Source organism: Pseudomonas sp. MEJ108 (assembly GCF_030208985.1).
GTDB classification, from domain to species: Bacteria; Pseudomonadota; Gammaproteobacteria; order Pseudomonadales; family Pseudomonadaceae; genus Aquipseudomonas; species Aquipseudomonas fragariae.
In genome coordinates this window covers 1-22,957 of record NZ_JARVSW010000021.1, presented here as the reverse complement: position 1 = coordinate 22,957, position 22,957 = coordinate 1, and the positions used below count along the sequence as shown (strand labels likewise).

Genomic DNA, 22,957 nt, shown 5'->3' with positions numbered 1-22,957 from the left:
GCTAGACCCTCTCAAGGTCGAACCGAAAAGCGGCAGGGCTTTTTTATGCCTGACCATTCAGCTTGATTGCCTGCAGCCGACACAGTGGCACAATCATGCTTTACGCGCTTACCGCGGAGAATGAACATGTCAGTACGCAACTTGCTCAATGCAGCGCTCACCTCGATGCTGATCGCCTTCAGCGCTCACGTCTTTGCGGCGACTGAAGTCGTCCCGCTCAACTACCGCACCAGTGCCGATCTGTTGCCGGTCGCCAAATCCTTTCTGGGCGACGAAGGCACCGTCAGCGCCTATGGCAATCAACTGATCGTGAACGCAGAGTCCCGCAAGATCGAAGAACTTCGCACCTTGATCTCGCAACTCGATACCGCGCCGAAACGCTTGCTGATCAGCGTCGACACCAGCGACAGCGCGACGCGCAGCAGCAGCGGCTCGCGAGTAATCGAGTACGGTACCGCCAGCCGTGAAGGCGGCGTGCAACAAGTGCAAACCAGCGAAGGCACTCCTGCACTCATCCAGGTTGGCCAGAGCGTACCGCTGACCTCCTCCTCCACGGACACGTACGGATACTCCCGAAGCGACACCGAGTACCGCAACGTAACCCAAGGGTTCTACGTCACGGCCAGCGTGACCGGCGACACGGTTCACCTGAGCATCAGCACCAATCATGATCGCATGAGCCAAGAGCGCCCTGACGCTATCAAGGTGCAAAGTACCGACAGCCAGGTCAGTGGCCGACTGGGAGAATGGATCACGCTGGCGAGCAACAGCAATGAATCCGTCGCTGATCAGAGTGGCCTGGCGCAGCGCTATTCCACCCAGGGTCGCGACGACATGATTTTGCGCGTAAAGGTTGAAACCCTCGAATAGCCTGCCCGGGCTGAAAACCCAATACTTACGGGCCTTTTGATGACTGGCCGGTCGACTTTTCACAAATATGTAGTGATCTAAAAAAAGCACTACAAAACGTTTGACGCCCCCATAAGTGCGAGGCATGATTGCCTCGCTCCCGCTAATCAGAGGCTTTGCAAAAAGCCTTCGAGTCGCCGCTCTCAATCACCCCGCAGAGCCGATTCGTGTCCGCACCGCCCACAAGGCAGTTTGACGAGGTTGCGACTGGAACGAAGTTGTCCCGAGGGACGGAAGCGTAAACGGTAACCCGGCAAGGCCGACGGTGATGCACAACGCCACTGCAGGCCCGACTGTCCACCTGACAGCCTCATGTCCGGACGCCCGCTCTCCCCTCGAGCACATCGTTCACCCGTCGCGACCCACGTAACGTGCGGCTTCAAGCAAAACCCCGGATCAGCGAGCAGCCATCTACCGTGCCTTCGATAAACGAGGCGTTTTGGCGGAGCAGGACTTTCCAGCGAGACCTACTTCTAGAGGTTTATCACCATGGCACTGACACGCGAACAACAAATAGCGGCTCTCGAGAAAGACTGGGCTGAAAATCCGCGCTGGACAAACGTGACCCGTACTTACTCCGCTGCAGATGTGGTCCGCCTGCGCGGCTCGGTTCAACCCGAACACACCTTTGCACGACTGGGTGCAGACAAGCTGTGGAATCTGGTGACCCAGGGTGCCAAACCGTCCTTCCGGCCGGACAAGGATTTCGTCAATTGCATGGGCGCCCTCACCGGTGGCCAGGCCGTGCAGCAGGTCAAGGCCGGCATTCAGGCCATCTACCTGTCCGGCTGGCAGGTCGCTGCCGACAACAACTCTGCCGAGTCCATGTACCCGGATCAGTCGCTGTACCCGGTCGACTCGGTGCCGACCGTGGTCAAGCGCATCAATAACTCGTTCCGCCGTGCCGACCAGATTCAGTGGAAAGCCGGCAAGGCGCCGGGTGACGAAGGCTACATCGACTACTTCGCTCCGATCGTCGCAGATGCGGAAGCCGGGTTCGGCGGCGTACTCAATGCCTATGAGCTGATGAAAAGCATGATCGAGGCCGGTGCCGCCGGGGTGCACTTTGAAGATCAACTGGCGTCGGTGAAGAAATGCGGCCACATGGGCGGCAAGGTGCTGGTCCCGACTCAGGAAGCCATACAGAAACTGGTCGCTGCACGCCTGGCCGCCGACGTGGCCGGTGTACCGACCATCATTCTGGCCCGGACTGACGCCAACGCTGCCGACTTGCTGACATCCGATTGCGATCCGTATGACAAGCCATTCGTGACCGGCGAACGGACCCATGAGGGGTTCTACAAGGTTCGCGCCGGCCTCGATCAGGCCATCGCGCGCGGCCTGGCCTACGCGCCTTACGCTGATCTGATCTGGTGCGAAACAGCCAGGCCGGACCTCGACGAGGCACGCCGCTTCGCCGAAGCGATCAAAAAGCAATACCCCGATCAGTTGCTGTCCTACAACTGCTCGCCGTCCTTCAACTGGAAGAAAAACCTCGACGACGCAACCATCGCCAGGTTTCAGCGCGAGCTCTCGGCCATGGGCTACAAGCACCAGTTCATCACCCTGGCGGGCATTCACAACATGTGGCACAGCATGTTCAACCTGGCGCACGACTACGCCCGCAATGACATGACCGCCTATGTGAAGCTGCAGGAACAGGAGTTTGCCGACGCTGCCAAGGGCTACACCTTCGTGGCTCACCAGCAGGAAGTGGGCACGGGCTATTTCGATGACATGACGACCGTGATCCAGGGTGGCGTATCGTCGGTAACCGCACTGACCGGCTCGACCGAAGAAGAGCAATTCCACTGACACACCGCGCAACGCGTTGAAAATACAGGCCGTCCGTAAGGGCGGTCTGTCTGTTGTGTCAGAGGGTTCCGGTATTGACTTCGGACAATATGCAGTTGCCGAGTGGATGCTATAAAAGGCGCACTTTATAAGCAGTACCGTCACTCACTATGCGCCGACTACCGTACTTTGAACTATCAAGGCCTCTTCAAATGATATTAATTATCATTCAAATTGCCTTTTATTCCTTTTCGTCATCAAGAAACATAATTAACGAAAACCCTGCTGACGCCCGCCTCACAGGCCCTGCAGCCTTCCCGACAGGTCTCGGGCGATTGATTCCGTAAATAAATTTGATGTAGAAAATTTACTTGCCAACTGTTTGCACATAAAATCAATCCGTTGACCGCACTGCGACATTTCGTCACTGCCTCGACTCTTTATCAAGCACAGAGACCTTTGCTCTCTAACAAGGACTGACAGCATGCCCGAATCGACAGGTCTGATTGCCCACAACTGGGGCTTCGCCATTTTCCTTTTGGGTGTTGTCGGCCTTTGCGCCTTCATGCTCGGTCTGTCCAGCCTGCTCGGAAGCAAGGCCTGGGGCCGCAGCAAGAACGAACCTTTCGAATCCGGCATGCTGCCCACCGGCAGTGCGCGTCTGCGTCTCTCCGCAAAATTCTATCTGGTCGCGATGCTTTTCGTGATCTTTGACATTGAAGCCCTCTTTCTCTTTGCCTGGTCTGTGTCCGTCCGCGAAAGCGGCTGGACCGGATTCGTCGAAGCTCTCGTTTTCATAGCAATTCTGTTGGCAGGTCTTGTCTACCTATGGCGGGTTGGCGCTCTTGACTGGGCTCCTGAAGGTCGCCGTAATCGGCAAGCGAAGCTGAAACAATGAGGCTTTGGCGATGCAATATAATCTCACCAGGATCGACCCGGACGCTCCTAACGAGCAGTACCCCATCGGCAAACGGGAAACCGTTTCCGATCCGTTAGAAGATCAAGTCCACAAAAACATCTACATGGGCAAGCTGGAAGACGTGCTGAGCGGTGCGGTCAACTGGGGGCGTAAAAACTCCCTGTGGCCCTACAACTTCGGCCTGTCGTGCTGCTATGTGGAAATGACCACCGCTTTCACGGCCCCCCACGACATCGCGCGCTTTGGCGCTGAAGTCATCCGGGCGTCGCCACGGCAGGCGGATTTCATGGTTATTGCCGGTACCTGCTTCATCAAGATGGCGCCGATCATCCAGCGTCTCTACGAGCAAATGCTCGAACCCAAGTGGGTCATTTCCATGGGTTCGTGTGCCAACTCCGGTGGCATGTACGACATCTACTCAGTGGTCCAGGGGGTGGACAAATTCCTTCCCGTGGATGTCTACGTGCCCGGCTGCCCGCCCCGCCCCGAAGCGTTTCTGCAAGGCTTGATGCTGTTGCAGGAATCCATCGGCAAGGAGCGTCGCCCTCTTTCCTGGGTCGTTGGCGATCAAGGCGTATACCGCGCCGAGATGCCATCGCAAAAGGAACAGCGCCGCGAACAGCGTATTCAGGTGACCAACCTGCGCAGCCCCGACGAAGTCTGATCCAGCCCGTTCTTCTTATAAAAAAGACAAGAACCGGGGTTGATTCTGTACGTTGACCGAAGTGATTGAGACCTATGACTGCAGACAACGCTCTGTACATCCCGCCTTACAAGGCTGACGACCAAGATGTCGTCGTTGAACTGAATAACCGTTTTGGTGCCGAGGCTTTCACTGCCCAGCCGACTCGCACCGGTATGCCCGTGCTGTGGGTCGAGCGCGCCCGACTGTTTGAAATTCTGACGTTCCTGCGCAACGTGCCCAAGCCCTACTCCATGCTCTATGACCTGCATGGCGTGGACGAACGGCTGCGCACAAACCGTCGTGGTCTGCCCGGCGCAGACTTCACCGTGTTCTATCACCTGCTGTCGATCGAGCGAAACAGCGACGTGATGATCAAGGTAGCGCTTTCCGAAAGCGACCTGAGTGTACCGACCATCACCAGCATCTGGCCGAACGCCAACTGGTACGAGCGTGAAGTCTGGGACATGTTCGGTATCGATTTCCCGGGCCACCCGCACCTGAGCCGCATCATGATGCCGCCGACCTGGGAAGGCCATCCGCTGCGCAAGGACTTCCCTGCCCGTGCGACGGAATTCGACCCGTACAGCCTGACCCTAGCCAAACAGCAACTGGAAGAGGAAGCCGCACGCTTCCGTCCGGAAGACTGGGGCATGAAACGCTCTGGCGCCAACGAGGACTACATGTTCCTCAACCTGGGCCCGAACCACCCTTCCGCTCACGGTGCGTTCCGTATCATTCTGCAACTGGACGGTGAAGAAATCGTCGATTGCGTTCCGGACATCGGCTACCACCACCGTGGTGCCGAGAAGATGGCCGAACGTCAGTCCTGGCACAGCTTCATTCCCTACACCGACCGTATCGATTACCTGGGCGGGGTGATGAACAACCTGCCTTATGTGCTCTCGGTCGAGAAGCTGGCAGGCATCAAGGTGCCGGAAAAGGTCGACGTCATCCGCATCATGATGGCCGAGTTCTTCCGTATCACCAGTCACCTGCTGTTCCTGGGAACCTACATTCAGGACGTGGGCGCCATGACACCGGTGTTCTTCACGTTCACCGACCGCCAGAAAGCCTACACCGTGATCGAAGCCATTACCGGCTTCCGTCTGCACCCTGCCTGGTACCGCATCGGCGGGGTCGCTCACGACCTGCCGCGTGGCTGGGAAAAACTGGTCAAGGACTTCGTCGACTGGCTGCCCAAGCGTCTCGACGAATACACCAAGGCGGCCCTGCAAAACAGTATTCTCAAGGGTCGTACCATTGGCGTCGCCGCCTACAACACCAAGGAAGCCCTCGAGTGGGGCGTCACCGGTGCAGGCCTGCGCTCCACCGGTTGCGACTTCGATCTGCGCAAGGCTCGCCCTTACTCGGGCTACGAGAACTTCGAATTCGAAGTGCCGCTTGCCGCCAACGGCGATGCCTATGACCGCTGCATGGTCCGCGTCGAAGAGATGCGCCAGAGCATCAAGATCATCGACCAGTGCATGCGCAACATGCCGGAAGGCCCGTACAAGGCGGATCACCCGCTGACCACGCCGCCGCCGAAAGAGCGCACCCTGCAGCACATCGAAACCCTGATCACGCACTTCCTGCAGGTTTCGTGGGGCCCGGTCATGCCGGCCAACGAATCCTTCCAGATGATCGAAGCGACCAAGGGTATCAACAGCTATTACCTGACGAGCGACGGCGGCACCATGAGCTACCGTACCCGGATCCGCACCCCGAGTTACCCGCACCTGCAGCAGATCCCTTCGGTGATCAAAGGCAGCATGGTCGCGGACTTGATCGCGTACCTGGGTAGTATCGATTTCGTTATGGCCGACGTGGACCGCTAAGCATGAATAGCCCGCTAATCCAGACTGACCGTTTCGCCCTGAGCGAAACCGAGCGCTCGGCCATCGAGCATGAGATGCATCACTACGAGGACCCGCGCGCGGCGTCCATCGAAGCCCTGAAAATTGTTCAGAAGGAACGCGGCTGGGTGCCTGACGGTGCCATTTACGCGATCGGCGACCTGCTGGGCATCCCCGCCAGCGACGTCGAAGGCGTTGCCACCTTCTACAGCCAGATCTTTCGCCAGCCGGTCGGGCGTCACATCATTCGTGTCTGCAACAGCATGGTGTGTTTCATCGGCGGCCACGAAAACGTGGTCGACGAGATCAAGAACTCACTGGGCATCGGCCTGGGTCAGACCACCGCCGACGGTCGTTTCACACTGCTGCCGGTCTGCTGCCTCGGCAACTGTGACAAGGCGCCGGCCGTGATGGTCGACGACGACACTTTCGGCGATGTACAGCCTGCTGGCGTTGCCAAGATGCTGGAGGGTTACCTATGACCATCACTTCCTTCGGCCCTGCCAACCGCATTGCGCGCACGGCAGAAACCCATCCGCTGACCTGGCGTCTGCGCGACGACGGCGAACCGGTCTGGCTCGACGAGTACCAGACCAAGGACGGCTACGCTGCAGCGCGCAAGGCGCTGATGCAGCAGGCGCCTGACGATATCGTCCAGTCGGTCAAGGATTCCGGCCTCAAGGGCCGCGGTGGCGCAGGCTTCCCCACGGGGGTGAAGTGGGGCCTGATGCCCAAAGACGAGTCCATGAACATCCGCTACCTGCTGTGCAACGCGGACGAGATGGAGCCCAATACCTGGAAAGACCGCATGCTGATGGAGCAACTGCCCCATTTGCTGGTCGAGGGCATGCTGATCAGTGCCCGCGCGCTGAAAGCCTATCGCGGCTATATCTTCCTGCGCGGCGAATACGTCACCGCAGCCAAGCACCTCAATCGCGCAGTGGCTGAAGCCAAGGCCGCCGGTTTGCTGGGCAAGAACATTCTCGGCACCGGGTTCGACTTCGAACTGTTCGTGCACACGGGTGCCGGTCGCTACATCTGCGGTGAAGAAACCGCACTGATCAACTCGCTGGAAGGCCGCCGCGCCAACCCGCGTTCCAAGCCGCCCTTCCCTGCTGCGGTGGGCGTGTGGGGCAAGCCGACTTGTGTGAACAACGTCGAGACTTTGTGCAACGTGCCTGCCATCGTCAACAACGGCAACGACTGGTACAAGTCGCTGGCTCGCGAAGGCAGTGAAGACCACGGCACCAAGCTGATGGGTTTCTCCGGCAAGGTCAAAAACCCCGGTTTGTGGGAACTGCCCTTCGGCGTACAGGCTCGCGAACTGTTCGAGGACTACGCCGGCGGCATGCGCGATGGTTTCAAGCTCAAGTGCTGGCAACCCGGAGGCGCCGGTACGGGTTTCCTGCTGCCGGAGCATCTGGACGCGCAGATGTACGCAGGCGGTATCGCCAAGGTCGGCACCCGGATGGGTACGGGGCTGGCGATGGCGGTCGACGATTCGGTCAACATGGTCTCGCTGCTGCGCAACATGGAAGAGTTTTTCGCTCAGGAGTCCTGTGGCTTCTGCACGCCATGCCGCGACGGCTTGCCATGGAGCGTGAAGATGCTTCGCGCCATCGAGAACGGTCAGGGTCAGCCGGGGGATATCGAAACCCTGCTGGGTCTGGTCAATTTCCTCGGCCCTGGCAAGACCTTCTGTGCCCATGCACCGGGCGCTGTTGAACCCTTGGGCAGTGCGATCAAGTATTTCCGTTCCGAGTTCGAAGCCGGTATCGCGCCAGCCAGCGCAGCCACGCTCGTTCCGGGCAAAAGTCCGACAGTGGTCGGCGCATAACAAGACACAACGGTCGGCGGCTGTTCGGGCTGCCGTCCTCGTACCTGCTGACGCCCTCCGGGCTGAACGATACGGGTACTACCGAGATTCCATTAGCCACGCCCGCTGACAACGGGCCAACGAAGACCTTTGAACCATGGCTACTATTCACGTAGACGGCAAAGCGCTCGAAGTCGATGGTGCAGACAACCTGTTACAGGCATGTCTGTCGCTGGGCCTCGATATCCCTTATTTCTGCTGGCACCCCGCCCTTGGCAGCGTTGGCGCCTGTCGCCAGTGCGCGGTCAAGCAGTACACGGACGAGAATGACACACGCGGTCGTATCGTCATGTCCTGCATGACGCCAGCCACCGACAACACCTGGATCTCCATCGAAGATGATGAATCCAAGGCCTTCCGGGCCAGTGTCGTCGAATGGCTGATGACCAACCACCCGCATGACTGCCCGGTCTGCGAAGAAGGCGGTCACTGCCACCTGCAAGACATGACCGTGATGACCGGCCACAACGAGCGCCGTTATCGCTTCACCAAGCGTACCCACCAGAATCAGGAGTTGGGGCCGTTCATCGCGCACGAGATGAACCGCTGCATCGCCTGTTATCGCTGTGTACGCTTTTATAAAGACTACGCGGGCGGCACCGACCTGGGCGTCTACGGTGCCCATGACAACGTGTACTTCGGTCGCGTTGAAGACGGCACGCTGGAAAGCGAGTTCTCCGGCAACCTCACCGAGGTCTGCCCGACCGGTGTGTTCACGGACAAGACCCACTCCGAGCGCTACAACCGCAAGTGGGACATGCAGTTCTCTCCAAGCATCTGCCATGGCTGTTCCAGCGGCTGCAACATCAGCCCGGGTGAACGCTACGGTGAATTGCGCCGCATCGAAAACCGTTACAACGGCTCGGTGAACCAGTACTTCCTCTGCGACCGCGGACGTTTCGGCTACGGCTACGTCAACCGCAAGGACCGCCCGCGTCAGCCATTGCTCGTCGACGGCCAGGTCAAACTGAGCCTGGACGAGGCGCTGGACAAGGCGGCGGACCTGCTGCGCGGCCGTAACATCGTCGGCATCGGTTCTCCTCGCGCAAGCCTCGAAAGCAACTACGCACTGCGTGAACTGGTGGGCGCCGAGCATTTCTACAGCGGTATCGAAGCCGGTGAGCTGGAGCGTATCAGGCTGATTCTCAAGGTCCTGAACGACAGTCCGCTGCCGATCCCGACCCTGCGTGACATCGAAGATCACGATGCCATCTTCGTCCTCGGCGAAGACCTGACCCAGACAGCAGCGCGTATGGCCCTGGGCTTGCGCCAGGCCGTCAAAGGCAAGGCTGAAGACATGGCAGCGGCGATGAAAGTCCAGCCGTGGCTCGACGCAGCCGTGAAGAACATCGGTCAGCACGAGCTCAATCCGCTGTTCATCGCCAGCCTCGCCGAAACCCGTCTCGACGACGTGGCAGAAGAATGCGTACATGCAGCGCCCGATGACCTGGCGCGTATCGGTTTTGCCGTGGCCCACGCCCTGGACGCCAGCGCACCGGCCGTCGAAGGCCTGGACAGCGAGGCGCTGGAACTGGCGCAACGCATTGCCGACGCACTGCTGGCTGCCAAACGACCGCTGATCATTTCCGGCAGCTCGCTGGGTTCGACAGCGCTGATCGAAGCCGCTGCCAACATCGCCAAGGCCTTGAAGCTGCGCGACAAGCAGGGTTCCATCAGCCTGATCGTGCCTGAAGCCAACAGCATGGGCCTGGCGATGTTCGGCGGCGAGTCCGCAGATGCCGCGCTGCAAGCCGTGATCTCCGGCAAGGCCGACGCTATCGTAGTGCTGGAAAACGATTTGTATCGTCGTGTGGACGCCAAGATCGTCGACGCCGCGCTGAGCGCTGCGAAAGTCGTGATCGTCGCTGACCATCAGAAAACCCCGACCAGCGACCGTGCCCATCTGATTCTGCCAGCAGCCAGCTTCGCTGAAGGCGACGGCACACTGGTCAGCCAGGAAGGCCGCGCCCAGCGCTTCTTCCAGGTCTTCGATCCGACCTATCTGGATGCCAGCATTCTGGTCCACGAAGGCTGGCGCTGGTTGCATGCCCTGCGTGCCACCTTGCTGAACAAGCCGGTCGACTGGACGCAACTCGACCACGTCACCGAAGCCTGCGCCGGCAGCACGCCGCAACTGGCGGGTATCGTCAACGCCGCGCCGTCTGCATCGTTCCGCATCAAGGGCCTGAAACTGGCTCGCGAACCGCTGCGTTATAGCGGCCGTACAGCGATGCGAGCCAACATCAGCGTGCATGAGCCGCGCACCTCGCAAGACATCGACACCGCGTTCTCTTTCTCCATGGAAGGCTACTCGGGCTCGGCCGAGCCTCGTCAGCAGGTGCCATTCGCCTGGTCGCCGGGCTGGAACTCGCCGCAGGCCTGGAACAAGTTTCAGGACGAAGTCGGCGGTCATTTGCGTGCCGGCGATCCGGGCACTCGCCTGATCGAAAGCCAGGGCGATGGTCTCTCATGGTTCTCCAGCGTGCCACGCGCGTTCTCTCCAGAACGCGGCACCTGGCAGGTCGTGCCGTTCTTCCACCTGTTCGGCAGCGACGAAACCTCGTCTCTGGCCGCGCCGGTTCAGGAACGCATCCCGCAGGCCTATGTCGCCCTGGCCAAATCCGAAGCCGATCGTCTCGGCGTCAACGACGGTGCCCTGCTCTCCTTGAGCATCGGCGGCGAAACGCTGACCTTGCCGCTGCGCATCAGCGAAGAACTGGGCGCGGGTCTTGTGGCATTGCCGGCAGGACTGCCCGGCATTCCGCCAGCACTCTTCGGCAAATCCGTTGACGGTCTGCAGGAGGCAGCGCAATGACCTGGTTTACCCCTGATGTGATCGACGCAATCATCGCGGTGGTCAAGGCCATCGTGGTGTTGCTGGCCGTCGTGATTTGCGGTGCCCTGCTGAGTTTCATCGAGCGTCGTCTGCTGGGTTGGTGGCAGGATCGTTATGGCCCGAACCGCGTGGGTCCGTTCGGCATGTTCCAGATCGCAGCCGACATGTTGAAAATGTTCTTCAAGGAAGACTGGACCCCACCGTTCGCCGACAAGGTGATCTTCACCCTGGCGCCAGTGGTTGCCATGAGCGCCTTGCTGATCGCCTTTGCGGTCATCCCGATCACCCCGACCTGGGGCGTCGCGGATCTGAACATCGGTCTGTTGTTCTTCTTCGCCATGGCCGGTCTGTCCGTGTATGCGGTGCTGTTCGCCGGCTGGTCGAGCAACAACAAGTTCGCCCTGCTGGGCAGCCTGCGTGCTTCGGCACAAACCGTGTCCTACGAAGTGTTCATGGGTCTTGCGCTGATGGGCATCGTGGTTCAGGTCGGCTCTTTCAACATGCGCGACATCGTTGAATATCAGGCGCAGAACCTGTGGTTCATCATTCCGCAGTTCTTCGGCTTCTGTACGTTCTTCATCGCAGGCGTCGCGGTGACTCACCGCCACCCGTTCGACCAACCGGAAGCCGAGCAGGAACTGGCTGACGGCTACCACATTGAATATGCCGGCATGAAATGGGGCATGTTCTTCGTGGGCGAATACATCGGGATCATCTTGATCTCGGCGCTGCTGGTGACGCTGTTCTTCGGTGGCTGGCACGGCCCGTTCGACATTCTGCCATCGCTGGCTTTCTTCTGGTTCGCCTTGAAAACCGCGTTTTTCATCATGCTGTTCATTCTGCTGCGCGCCTCCATCCCGCGCCCGCGTTATGACCAGGTCATGGATTTCAGCTGGAAGTTCTGTCTGCCGCTGACCCTGATCAATTTGCTGGTGACTGCTGCGATTGTGTTGTTGAACACACCGGCAGGCTCGGTTCAGTGAGGATTTGACCCATGTTCAAATATATTGGTGACATCGTTAAGGGTACGGGTACCCAGTTGCGCAGTATGGTCATGGTCTTCGGCCACGGCTTTCGCAAGCGCGACACCCTGCAATATCCCGAAGAGCAGGTTTATCTCCCTCCTCGCTATCGCGGTCGCATCGTACTGACCCGCGACCCCGATGGCGAAGAGCGCTGCGTAGCGTGCAACCTGTGTGCAGTAGCCTGCCCGGTTGGCTGTATTTCGTTGCAGAAAGCCGAGACAGAGGACGGACGCTGGTATCCCGACTTCTTCCGCATCAACTTCTCGCGTTGCATCTTCTGCGGCCTGTGCGAAGAAGCCTGCCCGACTACCGCGATCCAGCTTACGCCGGACTTCGAGATGGCCGAGTTCAAGCGTCAGGATCTGGTGTACGAGAAGGAAGATCTGCTGATCTCCGGTCCCGGCAAGAACCCTGACTACAACTTCTATCGCGTTGCCGGTATGGCCATTGGCGGCAAGCCCAAGGGCTCCGCACAGAACGAAGCCGAGCCGATCAACGTCAAGAGCTTGCTGCCTTAAGGAAGTAAAGATGGAATTCGCTTTCTACTTCGCATCCGGTATCGCTGTTGTGTCCACCCTGCGGGTGATCACCAACACGAACCCGGTGCACGCCCTGCTCTACCTGATCATCTCGCTGATCGCCGTAGCAATGACGTTCTTCAGCCTCGGCGCGCCGTTCGCCGGTGTGCTGGAAGTCATTGCCTACGCGGGCGCGATCATGGTCCTGTTCGTGTTTGTGGTGATGATGCTCAACCTCGGCCCGGCCTCGGTTCAGCAGGAACGTGCCTGGCTCAAACCCGGCATCTGGATAGGCCCGGTCATTCTCGGCGCGCTGTTGCTGGCCGAGTTGCTGTATGTGCTGTTCGCCAACCCGACCGGCGCTGGTGTCGGTCACACCACGGTCGACGCCAAGGCAGTCGGCATCAGCCTGTTCGGGCCCTATCTGCTGGTGGTGGAACTCGCCTCGATGCTGCTGCTTGCAGCAGCCATCACGGCCTTCCATCTGGGCCGCAACGAGGCCAAGGAGCCAAGCCAATGAATGCTATCCCTCTTGAGCACGGTCTGGCGGTCGCCGGGGTCCTGTTCTGTCTGGGTCTGGTCGGCCTGATGGTGCGCCGTAATATTCTCTTCGTGTTGATGAGCCTGGAAATCATGATGAACGCCGCTGCACTGGCATTCGTCGTTGCCGGCAGTCGCTGGGGACAACCGGACGGGCAGGTGATGTTCATCCTGGTGATCAGCCTTGCGGCAGCCGAGGCCAGTATCGGCCTGGCGATCCTGATGCAACTGTATCGCCGCTTCCACACTCTCGATATCGATGCTGCCAGCGAGATGCGCGGATGAATCTTCTCTTTCTGACTTTCGTATTCCCCCTCATCGGCTTTCTGCTGCTGTCGTTCTCCCGTGGACGCATCTCGGAAAACCTCGCTGCGCTGATCGGCGTCGGCTCCATCGGCCTGTCAGCCATTGTCACTGCCTGGGTCATCTGGCAGTTCAACGTGGCACCCCCCGAAGGCGGTCACTACACCCAGGTGCTGTGGCGCTGGATGGACGTCGATGGCTTCCAGCCCAACTTCGCACTGTATCTGGACGGGCTGTCCGTCACGATGCTGGGCGTCGTGGTTGGCGTCGGCTTCCTGATCCACCTGTTCGCGTCCTGGTACATGCGCGGTGAAGCGGGCTATTCGCGCTTCTTCTCCTACACCAACCTGTTCATTGCCAGCATGCTGTTCCTGATCCTGGGCGACAACCTGCTGTTCATCTACTTCGGTTGGGAAGGCGTAGGGCTGTGCAGCTACCTGTTGATCGGTTTCTATTACAGCAACCGCAACAACGGCAACGCAGCGCTCAAAGCGTTCATCGTCACCCGTATCGGTGACGTATTCATGGCTATCGGTCTGTTCATCCTGTTCCAGCAACTGGGCACGCTCAATGTGCAGGAACTGCTGGTCAGGGCGCCGGAACACTTCAAGGTCGGCGATTTCTGGATCGTGCTGGCGACGTTGATGCTGCTGGGCGGTGCGGTCGGTAAATCCGCCCAGCTGCCACTGCAAACCTGGCTGGCTGACGCGATGGCCGGTCCTACTCCGGTTTCGGCGCTGATCCACGCAGCGACCATGGTCACGGCGGGCGTTTACCTGATCGCGCGTACTCACGGCCTGTTTGCACTGGCACCCGACATTCTGCATCTGGTCGGGATTGTCGGCGGCGTCACGCTGGTTCTGGCGGGTTTCGCCGCATTGGTGCAGACCGACATCAAGCGTATCCTCGCCTACTCGACCATGAGCCAGATCGGCTACATGTTCCTGGCACTGGGCGTCGGCGCCTGGGAAGGCGCGATCTTCCACCTGATGACCCACGCCTTCTTCAAGGCGCTGCTGTTCCTTGCTTCCGGTGCGGTGATCGTTGCCTGCCACCACGAGCAGAACATCTTCAAGATGGGCGGTCTGTGGAAGAAACTGCCATTGGCCTACGCCAGCTTCATCGTCGGTGGCGCTGCTCTTTCCGCTCTGCCGCTGCTGACGGCGGGCTTCTACTCCAAGGACGAAATTCTCTGGGAAGCATTTGCCAGCGGTAACAACGGTTTGCTGTATGCCGGCCTGGTGGGCGCGTTCATGACGTCGCTGTACACCTTCCGCCTGATCTTCATCGCGTTCCACGGAGAAGCCAAGACCGAAGCACACGCAGGTCACGGCATCGCTCACTGGCTGCCACTGTCGGTGCTGATCGTGCTGTCGACGTTCATCGGCGCGCTGATCACTCCGCCGCTGGCCGGTGTGCTGCCGCAGAGCGTCGGCCATGCCGGTGGCGAAGCCAAGCACAGTCTGGAGATCGCCTCCGGCGCCATCGCGCTGGCCGGTATCCTGCTGGCAGCGTTGCTGTTCCTCGGCAAGCGCCGCCTGGCAACGGCTATCGCCAACAGCGCTCCGGGCCGTTTCCTCTCGGCCTGGTGGTTCGCGGCATGGGGCTTCGACTGGATCTACGACAAGCTGTTCGTCAAGCCGTATCTGGCAATCAGCCATGTACTGCGTAGTGATCCGTTCGACCGCACCATCGGCTTGATCCCACGTCTGGTCAAAGGCGGTCATGACACCATGAGCCGCACCGAGACCGGCCAGTTGCGTTGGTATGCTGCCTCGATCGCCGTGGGTGCCGTTCTGGTACTCGGTGCCGTCGTTCTGGTTGCGATCTGATATGAACCTTGCGAATTTGCGAAAGGAATTGAGCCCGTCATGATTCTGCCCTGGCTAATCCTGATCCCCTTCATCGGCGGCCTGCTGTGCTGGCTGGGTGAGCGCTTCGGCTCTACCCTGCCGCGCTGGATTGCGTTGCTGACAATGACCCTGGAACTGGTTCTCGGCCTCTGGCTGTGGGCTACCGGCAACTTCGGCTACGCGCCGGTGCCGGGTGCCGATCCGACCTGGACCCTGGAATTCCACCACCCGTGGATCACCCGCTTCGGCATCGATGTGCATCTGGCACTCGATGGCCTGTCGCTGCTGATGATCCTGCTGACCGGCCTGCTGGGCGTGCTGTCGGTGCTCTGCTCGTGGAAGGAAATCCAGCGCAAGGTCGGTTTCTTCCACCTTAACCTGATGTGGATTCTGGGCGGTGTCGTCGGCGTGTTCCTGGCCATCGACCTGTTCATGTTCTTCTTCTTCTGGGAAATGATGCTGGTGCCGATGTATTTCCTCATCGCGCTCTGGGGTCACAGCTCTTCGGATGGCAAGAAAACCCGTATCTACGCGGCCACCAAGTTCTTCATCTTCACTCAGGCCAGTGGCCTGATCATGCTGGTGGCGATCCTGGGTCTGGTGCTGGTGCACTTCAATCAGACCGGCGTGATCACCTTTGCCTACGCCGACCTGCTGAAGACCAAACTGGCACCAGGCACCGAGTACATCCTGATGCTGGGCTTCTTCATAGCCTTCGCCGTCAAGCTGCCGGTGGTGCCATTGCACTCCTGGCTGCCGGATGCGCATGCCCAGGCACCGACTGCAGGCTCCGTCGACCTGGCGGGTATCCTGCTGAAGACTGCGGCTTACGGCCTGCTGCGTTTTGCCCTGCCGCTGTTCCCCAACGCATCGGCCGAGTTCGCACCGATTGCAATGACGCTGGGCCTGGTCGGTATCTTCTACGGCGCATTCCTGGCGTTTGCCCAGACCGACATCAAGCGTCTGATCGCATTCTCCAGCGTTTCGCACATGGGCTTCGTACTGATCGGTATCTACTCGGGCAGCCAGCAAGCGCTGCAAGGCGTACTGATCCAGATGATCGCCCACGGTCTATCGGCTGCGGCACTGTTCATTCTCAGTGGCCAGTTGTACGAGCGCCTGCACACCCGCGACATGCGGGAGATGGGCGGTCTGTGGTCACGCATCGCCTACATCCCGGCCATCAGCCTGTTCTTTGCCGCCGCCTCTCTGGGTCTGCCGGGCACCGGCAACTTCGTCGGCGAGTTCCTGATTCTGCTGGGCAGCTTTGCCAGCTCACCCTGGATCACGGCGATTGCCACTTCCGGTCTGGTATTTGGTTCTGTCTACTCGCTGATCATGATCCACCGCGCCTACTTCGGCCCGTCGAAGTCCGACGAGGTTCTGAAGGGCATGGACGGACGGGAAATGATCATGGTGCTGGGCCTTGCCGTGCTGCTGGTCGTGCTCGGGGTATTCCCGCAGCCGTTCCTCGACACATCGGCGGCGACCATGCACGGCGTGCAGCAATGGCTAGGCACTGCCTTCACTCAACTCGCTTCGGCCCGGTAAGAGCGCTATGGACCTGACGATTCAACACTTTATTGCGCTTGCGCCACTGCTGATCACCAGCCTCACCATTGTCGTGGTGATGCTTGCGATCGCATGGCGCCGCAATCACTCGCAAACGTTCCTGCTTTCGGTAGCAGGCCTCAACCTGGCCCTGCTGTCGATTTATCCGGCATTGAAAGTCGCCCCTCTGGTCGTGACGCCACTGCTGCATATCGACAACTTTGCCTGCCTGTACATGGCGATCATCCTCGCCTCTACCCTCGCTTGCGTGACCATGGCGCACGCCTATCTAGGTGACGGCAAGGCCGGGTATCCGGGCAATCGCGAAGAGCTTTACCTGCTGATCCTGCTGGCAGCTGCCGGTGGACTGGTTCTGGTCAGCGCTCAGCATCTGGCGGGGCTGTTCATCGGCCTGGAACTGCTGTCGGTGCCGGTCTACGGGTTGGTGGCTTATGCCTTCTTCAACAAGCGTTCGCTGGAAGGCGGCATCAAGTACATGGTCCTGTCGGCTGCAGGCTCGGCGTTCCTGCTGTTCGGTATGGCGCTGCTGTACGCAGAGGCAGGCTCGCTGAGCTTCGACGGTATCGGCAAGGCCATCGCGGCAACCGGCATGCCGAGCCCGATTGCCAGCCTGGGTCTGGGCATGATGGTCGTCGGCCTGGCCTTCAAGCTGTCACTGGTGCCGTTCCACTTGTGGACCCCGGACGTTTACGAAGGCGCCCCTGCGCCGGTCGCTGCCTTCCTGGCAACTGCCAGCAAGGTGGCAGTGTTCGCGGTACTGGTGCGTCTGTTCCAGATTTCCCCGGCAGCCAGCAGCGGTGTCTTGCATGATGTACTGGCAGTCATCGCCGTCGCGTCGATCCTCGTCGGCAACCTGCTGGCGCTGACTCAGACCAACCTCAAGCGTCTGCTGGGCTACTCCTCCATCGCCCACTTCGGTTACCTGATGATTGCGCTGGTGGCCAGCAAGGGCATGGCGGTCGAGGCGATCGGCGTCTACCTGGCGACTTACGTCCTGACCTCGCTGGGCAGCTTCGGTGTGATCACCATGATGTCTTCGCCTTACAGCGGACGTGATGCCGACGCGATGTTCGAATACCGTGGACTGTTCTGGCGTCGCCCTTACCTGACGGCAGTCATGACCCTGATGATGCTGTCGCTGGCAGGTATCCCGCTCACCGCAGGTTTCATCGGCAAGTTCTATATCATCGCCACTGGTGTCGAATCGCAGTTGTGGTGGCTGATCGGGGCTCTGGTAATCGGTAGCGCCATCGGCGTGTTCTACTACCTGCGCGTGATGGTCACCATGTATCTGGTCGACAACAAGCTTCCTCGCCATGATGCAGCCATCAACTGGGCACAGCGCACGGGCGGCGTGATGCTGCTGGCCGTTGCGATCCTGACCTTCGTGCTGGGTGTGTATCCGCAACCGCTGCTCGATCTGGTGCTCAATGCCGGTCTGCACGTAGCAGGCTGATCCAGCGCAAACAACACGTAGCAGGCTGATCCAGCGCAAACAAAAAGCCCTGCTCTCGAGCAGGGCTTTTTTTGTCTTCGAAAACGGCTAATGCCTGACGTCATGGGCAAACGTGGCAATGCGTCCTTGCAATGTCAGCCTGGCAGTTTCACGGGCTTCTTGGCGCCGCTGAACAATCCCCAGCTGGACATGAACAGCGCCGCCACCAGAGGCCCGATCACAAAGCCGTTCAGACCAAAGACCGACATGCCGCCCAGCGTGGAAATAAGGATCAGGTAGTCCGGCATTTTGGTGTCCTTACCCACCAGGATCGGACGCAGGACGTTATCCACCAGACCGATCACCAGGACGCCAAACAAGCCCAGTACCACACCTTGCCAGATCATGCCGCTAAGCAGGAAGTAGATCGCCACTGGCGCCCAGACAATCCCGGCTCCCACCGCAGGCAACAGCGACAGGAACGCCATGATCACCGCCCAGAGCAACGCACTCGGGATGTCCAGCACCCAGAAGATGAAGCCACCCAGCGCACCTTGCGTCACCGCGACCACCACGTTGCCTTTGACGGTGGCACGTACCACTCGGGTGAACTTGAGCTGCAGACGACGCTTCTGCTGTTCGCCCAACGGGAAGGCCGTGCGGATCTTGCGTACCAGCTCCTGTCCGTCGCGCAGGAAGAAGTACAGCAGGTAAAGCATGATGAAGACGCTGACGACAAAGTCGAAGGTGCCCTGCCCGAAACTGAATGCCTGCGTCGCCAGGTACTGACTGCCCTGCATCGCGCCCTTGGCGATCTTGTCGCGTAACCCCTCCAGGTCGCCCATGCCCAGACGATCGAGCAGCGCCTGCATGGAGTGCGGCAACAGGTCCTTGAACTCGGCCAGATAACCGGCGATATCCAGTTGCCCGGTCTCGACGTTCTTGTACAGCGTGGTGCCCTCCTGAACCAGCAAGGCGCTGATCACGATCACCGGCAGAATCGCGATGACCAGACAGATCGTCAGGGTGCACAGGGAAGTGAGATTGCGTGACCAGTTGAACTTGATCTGCAACTTGCGCTGCACAGGCGCGAAGATGATTCCAAGGATGACCGCCCAGAATACTGCGCCATAGAACGGCAGCAGAATCCATATGAAGGCAATGGTCACCAGTACCAGTAGCAGAATGAGGGTTTTGTATTGCAGCGTGGTTTCGTTCATGTCCTGTCCATGTCATTAGACCGCGCATCGCGCCCGGTCTAGAGCTTAGTCAGCACGCGAGCGCACGAGTGCCATCTTCCATGAAGGCAATATGACGGCGATGCCAGTCGCGAGTGATGGCAGGGGTTCAAGCCCCTGCCAGACAGGCATCAGCCCCGGACCTGATCGACCAGACTGTCCAGGCGCGCGCCCGGTTCTGCCAGGCTGCGGGAGGTCTCTGCGCTTTGCCGGGCTTCATCGGCGACGCTCTCGACAGCAGCCGCGAGCTAATGAACGCTGCGATTGATTTCTCTGAAAGATGCGGGCTGACGTACTACGGGGCAGTCCGCTCTGGCAGGTCTATGCGTACCCGCAATCCCCCTGCCGGGCTCTCCTGCAATTGCAATTGACCGCCCCACGCTTCGACGATGTCGCGCACGATACCCAGGCCCAGCCCGTGGCCGGTAATCTGCTCGTCAAGACGAGCGCCACGACTGAACACTTCTGCGCGTTGCGCCTCGGGAATACCAGGGCCATCGTCATCCACCAACAGGCAGAAGCCCTGACCCTGACTCAAAATGTTCAGACGTACCTCGCTGTCGGCCCATTTGCAGGCGTTGTCCAGCAGGTTGCCGAGCAGTTCGAGAATGTCTTCCCGATCCCACGGCAGGTACATGCCCGTCTCGACATCGTTGATCAACTGGAGGTGGGCACCATGAATCATGCCCAGTGTGGAGAAAAGTACGGGCAGTTCGGCATCGCAATCGAAGCGGGCTCCCGGTAGAGCGTCCCCGGAGAGGCGTGCGCGATTGAGCTCACGCTCCAGACGCAGACGGATATTTTCCAGCTGTTCCTGCAGGGTCCTGCGCAAGGCCGGGTTGGCGTCCAACTGTCCGCTGAGGGCCAGGCTGAGCAACACCGCAAGTGGTGTCTTCAAGGCATGTCCCAGATTACCCAGCGCATTGCGTGAGCGTTTCAGGCTGTCTTCGGTATGCGCAAGCAGGTGGTTGATCTGCGCCACCAGTGGTTCGAGTTCGAGGGGAACCTGATTGTCCAGCTGTGAACGCTGGCCCTGCTGAAGCTGAAAAATCTGCTCGCGAACGGTTTCAAGCGGACGAAGCGCTCTTCGCACGGTGATGCGTTGCAACACCAGTACCAGGATCAGCGCGGCAAGCCCGAGCCCCAGCCCGATCTGCTGCATGAGACGAAAACTCGCCCTGACCGGCGTGTAATCCTGGGCGACGGTGATTGAAACCCGCTTGCCGAACTTGCGGTATTCGCTGGTCAGCATCAATAGCGATTGCCCGGTCTTGCCGAGCTCAAGATTGGCATGCAAACCCACCCCGGGCTGGGGCAGCTCGAAATCCCACAGGGAGCGGGAGCGCCAGTGTCCCTGCGGCAAGTCCATACGGAAATAATGGCCAGACAACGGACGCTGGTAGGCACCCGAAAGGCGATGGTCATCCAGTTGTAGCCCGGCAGGACCTCGCACTAGCGCTACCAGCAGGTTTTCACTCTCGTTGCGCAGACCTGACTCCAGGTAGCGTTGCAAGCCCACTTCGAACAGCCACAGACTGGTCTGTGCCATCACCAGACCGACAACGACCATGACGGCGATCAGCCCCAGACTCAGACGTCGCTGTATGGACTTCAACCGCCGGCTCCGCCATACAGATAGCCCTGGCCACGGCGTGTCTCGACGACTGCACGGCCCAACTTGCGCCTCAGGTGATTGACATGGACTTCAATAACATTGGAATCACGCTCGTTTTCGCCATCGTACAAATGCTCCGACAGATGGCTTTTCGAGAGAATCTGTCCCGGGTGGAGCATGAAATAACGCAGCAGACGAAACTCAGCCGAGGTGAGCTGGATATCCACGCCATCCCGGCTGACGCATTGCCGGCCTTCATCCAGATTAAGACCGGCCGATTCCAGCGTGGGCTGGTTGGCCAGCCCGTGCGAACGTCGCAACAGCGCCTGAATACGCAGCTGCAGCTCTTCAGGATGAAAAGGCTTGGTCAGGTAATCATCAGCGCCTGCCTTCAAACCTTCTATACGCTCTGACCAGGAACCCCGCGCGGTCAGAATCAACACAGGGGTCGCCAGACCTTTGCTGCGCCACTGCTGAAGAACCTCGAGCCCTGGCATGCCGGGTAAGCCCAGATCCAGAACAATCAAGTCATACGGCTCGCTTGCTCCTTGATAAACCGCATCGCGCCCGTCAGCCAGCCAGTCGACCGCATAGCCTTGACGCCCCAGCGCAGCGAGCAGCTCATCGGCCAGGGGAACGTGGTCTTCAACCAGTAGCAGGCGCATCAGTCATCATCCTCGTCTTTCAACAATCGGCTATCACGCGCATCGAACTTGAGCTCGCGAACAACGCCCTCAGGGGTCAGCAATTCAAATTCATACACGTACACATTATTCTTTTCCTCAAGCTCGGCCTCCAGCAAACGAGAGCCCGGATGAAGGCCCATCGCGCGCTCAATGAACTGTTCAAGAGGCAATATGACTCCGCGCTGCCGCAAACTGAGCGCTTCATCCTGATTCAGATCTCTGGCGTACACAAAGGAGCAGGTCAGGCTCAAACCAAGGATGACACAGAGACGCTTGTCGACATTCATTAGTTGTCCTGATGATTCCTGTAGACCTGGCCCGTGGCGGCGTCCATTTCGAGAACCCACTCGATACCCTGTTTGTCACGCAGCTCGACATTGTAAACGTACCTGCCGTATATGTTCTTGAACTGCGTGCCAATGATACGGGCATCGGGGTGTTTGCTCAGCGCTTTGGCATCGAGCTTTTCAGCCGAATGAAGCGTACCTGCATCACTGAGGCGCAGCACTTCCTGTGGGTCGACCTCACGCGCCTGAATGAAACAGGACGTCAAACCAAATGTAAGGGCCGCCAGCAGGGTCGTCAGCGTTTTCATAGGGGTATCCATAGCGATCGGTGCTTCTATGGCATCCACCTTAACCGGTACAACTTAACTCAAACTGAATAGATCTGGCCGAGTGCCACCAAGCGCTCCTGGCATGGAGTTTCAGGCCATTGCTGTTAAACTCCCCGATTGCATTTATCGCGTTAGCGATCGCCATTTTTCCGGGGCCAATACACAGTGGAAATTTTCAAAGAGTTTACCTTCGAGTCAGCACACCGCCTCCCCCACGTTCCGGAGGGGCACAAGTGTGGACGTCTGCACGGCCATTCGTTTCGTGTCGGCATTCATCTGGCCGGAAAGGTTGATCCCCATACCGGCTGGATCCGGGACTTCTCGGAAATCAAGGCGATCTTTAAGCCGCTGTATGAACGCCTCGATCATAACTACCTGAATGACATCCCGGGCCTTGATAATCCAACCAGCGAAAACCTGGCGAAATGGATCTGGAATGAATTAAAGCCTCTGCTCCCGGAGCTGTCGGCAGTCCGTATTCACGAGACCTGCACCAGCGGATGTGAATACCGCGGCGACTGATTGCCCTGACAATAAAAAACCACCTCAGCGGTGGTTTTTTTGTGCCTGTAGACCGGCAGCACGTATTGAATGAGGCACTTCACATGCCGGATTTCTGTTAGCCGAAAAAACAAAAACCCTCAACGCGTAAGCGATGAGGGTTTCTGGAATTCAATCTTGACG

21 protein-coding genes are annotated in these 22,957 nt (G+C 59.2%); 16 read left to right on the top strand and 5 right to left on the bottom strand.

The annotated features are described in order from the left end of the window. The first annotated feature begins 126 nt into the window (after positions 1–126). From QRN50_RS11880 to nuoN, 15 genes are all read left to right on the top strand, one after another. Positions 127–870 (top strand): secretin N-terminal domain-containing protein, encoded by a 744-nt coding sequence (locus QRN50_RS11880; protein ID WP_003405102.1) that lies wholly within the window; start codon positions 127–129, stop codon positions 868–870. A gap of 528 nt (positions 871–1,398) precedes the next feature. Next, the gene (aceA, locus tag QRN50_RS11875) at positions 1,399–2,724 is read left to right on the top strand and encodes an isocitrate lyase (protein WP_011268275.1); all 1,326 of its coding nucleotides are present in this window, start codon (positions 1,399–1,401) and stop codon (positions 2,722–2,724) included. 463 nt (positions 2,725–3,187) lie between these two features. Beyond that, positions 3,188–3,601 carry an NADH-quinone oxidoreductase subunit A gene (locus tag QRN50_RS11870; protein ID WP_002554011.1) on the top strand — a complete coding sequence of 138 codons (414 nt, stop codon included), beginning with the start codon at positions 3,188–3,190 and terminating at the stop codon, positions 3,599–3,601. A gap of 10 nt (positions 3,602–3,611) precedes the next feature. Next, complete coding sequence (locus QRN50_RS11865; RefSeq protein WP_003405105.1) at positions 3,612–4,286, top strand: NuoB/complex I 20 kDa subunit family protein; 675 nt, start codon at positions 3,612–3,614, stop codon at positions 4,284–4,286. A 74-nt stretch (positions 4,287–4,360) separates the two neighbouring features. Then, entirely contained in the window at positions 4,361–6,142 is a 1,782-nt protein-coding gene (nuoC, locus tag QRN50_RS11860; protein ID WP_011268276.1) for an NADH-quinone oxidoreductase subunit C/D, read from the top strand. A gap of 2 nt (positions 6,143–6,144) precedes the next feature. Then, positions 6,145–6,642, top strand: a complete 498-nt coding sequence (nuoE, locus tag QRN50_RS11855; RefSeq protein ID WP_003371730.1) for an NADH-quinone oxidoreductase subunit NuoE — start codon at positions 6,145–6,147, stop codon at positions 6,640–6,642. After that, positions 6,639–7,997, top strand: a complete 1,359-nt coding sequence (gene nuoF / locus QRN50_RS11850) for an NADH-quinone oxidoreductase subunit NuoF (RefSeq protein WP_096126788.1) — start codon at positions 6,639–6,641, stop codon at positions 7,995–7,997. The genes nuoE and nuoF overlap by 4 nt, the downstream gene beginning before the upstream one ends. A 136-nt stretch (positions 7,998–8,133) precedes the next feature. Beyond that, on the top strand, positions 8,134–10,851 hold the full coding sequence (nuoG, locus tag QRN50_RS11845; protein WP_096126789.1) for an NADH-quinone oxidoreductase subunit NuoG: 2,718 nt from the start codon (positions 8,134–8,136) through the stop codon (positions 10,849–10,851). Beyond that, positions 10,848–11,855: an NADH-quinone oxidoreductase subunit NuoH gene (gene nuoH, locus QRN50_RS11840; protein ID WP_003405110.1), complete on the top strand. Its 1,008-nt coding sequence runs from the start codon at positions 10,848–10,850 to the stop codon at positions 11,853–11,855. Before nuoG ends, nuoH begins: the two co-directional genes overlap by 4 nt. 11 nt (positions 11,856–11,866) lie before the next feature. After that, positions 11,867–12,415, top strand: coding sequence for an NADH-quinone oxidoreductase subunit NuoI (nuoI, locus tag QRN50_RS11835; protein ID WP_003405112.1), 549 nt, complete (start codon positions 11,867–11,869; stop codon positions 12,413–12,415). Positions 12,416–12,425: 10 nt separating this feature from the next. Next, positions 12,426–12,935 carry an NADH-quinone oxidoreductase subunit J gene (gene nuoJ, locus QRN50_RS11830; RefSeq protein ID WP_003317979.1) on the top strand — a complete coding sequence of 170 codons (510 nt, stop codon included), beginning with the start codon at positions 12,426–12,428 and terminating at the stop codon, positions 12,933–12,935. Further along, on the top strand, positions 12,932–13,240 hold the full coding sequence (gene nuoK / locus QRN50_RS11825) for an NADH-quinone oxidoreductase subunit NuoK (protein WP_003317980.1): 309 nt from the start codon (positions 12,932–12,934) through the stop codon (positions 13,238–13,240). Before nuoJ ends, nuoK begins: the two co-directional genes overlap by 4 nt. After that, positions 13,237–15,090 (top strand): NADH-quinone oxidoreductase subunit L, encoded by a 1,854-nt coding sequence (gene nuoL / locus QRN50_RS11820; RefSeq protein WP_010427021.1) that lies wholly within the window; start codon positions 13,237–13,239, stop codon positions 15,088–15,090. Before nuoK ends, nuoL begins: the two co-directional genes overlap by 4 nt. 39 nt (positions 15,091–15,129) lie before the next feature. Then, positions 15,130–16,662, top strand: a complete 1,533-nt coding sequence (gene nuoM, locus QRN50_RS11815; protein ID WP_002554022.1) for an NADH-quinone oxidoreductase subunit M — start codon at positions 15,130–15,132, stop codon at positions 16,660–16,662. Positions 16,663–16,669: 7 nt separating this feature from the next. Then, positions 16,670–18,139 (top strand): NADH-quinone oxidoreductase subunit NuoN, encoded by a 1,470-nt coding sequence (gene nuoN, locus QRN50_RS11810; protein WP_024642923.1) that lies wholly within the window; start codon positions 16,670–16,672, stop codon positions 18,137–18,139. A 134-nt stretch (positions 18,140–18,273) separates the two neighbouring features. Here the strand turns inward: nuoN and QRN50_RS11805 are convergent, their stop codons facing one another. The 5 genes from QRN50_RS11805 to QRN50_RS11780 form a co-directional block, all read right to left on the bottom strand. Continuing rightward, a complete protein-coding gene (locus QRN50_RS11805; RefSeq protein ID WP_003405122.1) occupies positions 18,274–19,338 on the bottom strand; it encodes an AI-2E family transporter in 1,065 nt (354 codons plus the stop codon). Positions 19,339–19,651: 313 nt separating this feature from the next. Further along, positions 19,652–20,971, bottom strand: a complete 1,320-nt coding sequence (locus QRN50_RS11795) for a sensor histidine kinase (RefSeq protein WP_096126790.1) — start codon at positions 20,969–20,971, stop codon at positions 19,652–19,654. Next, a complete protein-coding gene (locus QRN50_RS11790; protein WP_003405126.1) occupies positions 20,968–21,636 on the bottom strand; it encodes a response regulator transcription factor in 669 nt (222 codons plus the stop codon). The genes QRN50_RS11795 and QRN50_RS11790 overlap by 4 nt, the downstream gene beginning before the upstream one ends. Continuing rightward, a complete protein-coding gene (locus QRN50_RS11785) occupies positions 21,636–21,944 on the bottom strand; it encodes a PepSY domain-containing protein (protein ID WP_003317989.1) in 309 nt (102 codons plus the stop codon). Before QRN50_RS11785 ends, QRN50_RS11790 begins: the two co-directional genes overlap by 1 nt. Continuing rightward, positions 21,944–22,252: a PepSY domain-containing protein gene (locus tag QRN50_RS11780; protein ID WP_024639678.1), complete on the bottom strand. Its 309-nt coding sequence runs from the start codon at positions 22,250–22,252 to the stop codon at positions 21,944–21,946. Before QRN50_RS11780 ends, QRN50_RS11785 begins: the two co-directional genes overlap by 1 nt. A 186-nt stretch (positions 22,253–22,438) precedes the next feature. Here QRN50_RS11780 and queD point away from each other — a divergent pair, with 186 nt between their 5' ends. After that, complete coding sequence (gene queD, locus QRN50_RS11775) at positions 22,439–22,795, top strand: 6-carboxytetrahydropterin synthase QueD (protein ID WP_024639679.1); 357 nt, start codon at positions 22,439–22,441, stop codon at positions 22,793–22,795. The last annotated feature ends 162 nt before the right edge of the window (positions 22,796–22,957 follow it).

Coding starts and splice junctions, on each gene's coding strand:
- QRN50_RS11880 (WP_003405102.1), top strand. CDS start 127: ATGTCAGTACGCAACTTGCTCAATGCAGCGCTCACCTCGATGCTGATC.
- aceA (WP_011268275.1), top strand. CDS start 1,399: ATGGCACTGACACGCGAACAACAAATAGCGGCTCTCGAGAAAGACTGG.
- QRN50_RS11870 (WP_002554011.1), top strand. CDS start 3,188: ATGCCCGAATCGACAGGTCTGATTGCCCACAACTGGGGCTTCGCCATT.
- QRN50_RS11865 (WP_003405105.1), top strand. CDS start 3,612: ATGCAATATAATCTCACCAGGATCGACCCGGACGCTCCTAACGAGCAG.
- nuoC (WP_011268276.1), top strand. CDS start 4,361: ATGACTGCAGACAACGCTCTGTACATCCCGCCTTACAAGGCTGACGAC.
- nuoE (WP_003371730.1), top strand. CDS start 6,145: ATGAATAGCCCGCTAATCCAGACTGACCGTTTCGCCCTGAGCGAAACC.
- nuoF (WP_096126788.1), top strand. CDS start 6,639: ATGACCATCACTTCCTTCGGCCCTGCCAACCGCATTGCGCGCACGGCA.
- nuoG (WP_096126789.1), top strand. CDS start 8,134: ATGGCTACTATTCACGTAGACGGCAAAGCGCTCGAAGTCGATGGTGCA.
- nuoH (WP_003405110.1), top strand. CDS start 10,848: ATGACCTGGTTTACCCCTGATGTGATCGACGCAATCATCGCGGTGGTC.
- nuoI (WP_003405112.1), top strand. CDS start 11,867: ATGTTCAAATATATTGGTGACATCGTTAAGGGTACGGGTACCCAGTTG.
- nuoJ (WP_003317979.1), top strand. CDS start 12,426: ATGGAATTCGCTTTCTACTTCGCATCCGGTATCGCTGTTGTGTCCACC.
- nuoK (WP_003317980.1), top strand. CDS start 12,932: ATGAATGCTATCCCTCTTGAGCACGGTCTGGCGGTCGCCGGGGTCCTG.
- nuoL (WP_010427021.1), top strand. CDS start 13,237: ATGAATCTTCTCTTTCTGACTTTCGTATTCCCCCTCATCGGCTTTCTG.
- nuoM (WP_002554022.1), top strand. CDS start 15,130: ATGATTCTGCCCTGGCTAATCCTGATCCCCTTCATCGGCGGCCTGCTG.
- nuoN (WP_024642923.1), top strand. CDS start 16,670: ATGGACCTGACGATTCAACACTTTATTGCGCTTGCGCCACTGCTGATC.
- QRN50_RS11805 (WP_003405122.1), bottom strand. CDS start 19,338: ATGAACGAAACCACGCTGCAATACAAAACCCTCATTCTGCTACTGGTA.
- QRN50_RS11790 (WP_003405126.1), bottom strand. CDS start 21,636: ATGCGCCTGCTACTGGTTGAAGACCACGTTCCCCTGGCCGATGAGCTG.
- QRN50_RS11785 (WP_003317989.1), bottom strand. CDS start 21,944: ATGAATGTCGACAAGCGTCTCTGTGTCATCCTTGGTTTGAGCCTGACC.
- QRN50_RS11780 (WP_024639678.1), bottom strand. CDS start 22,252: ATGAAAACGCTGACGACCCTGCTGGCGGCCCTTACATTTGGTTTGACG.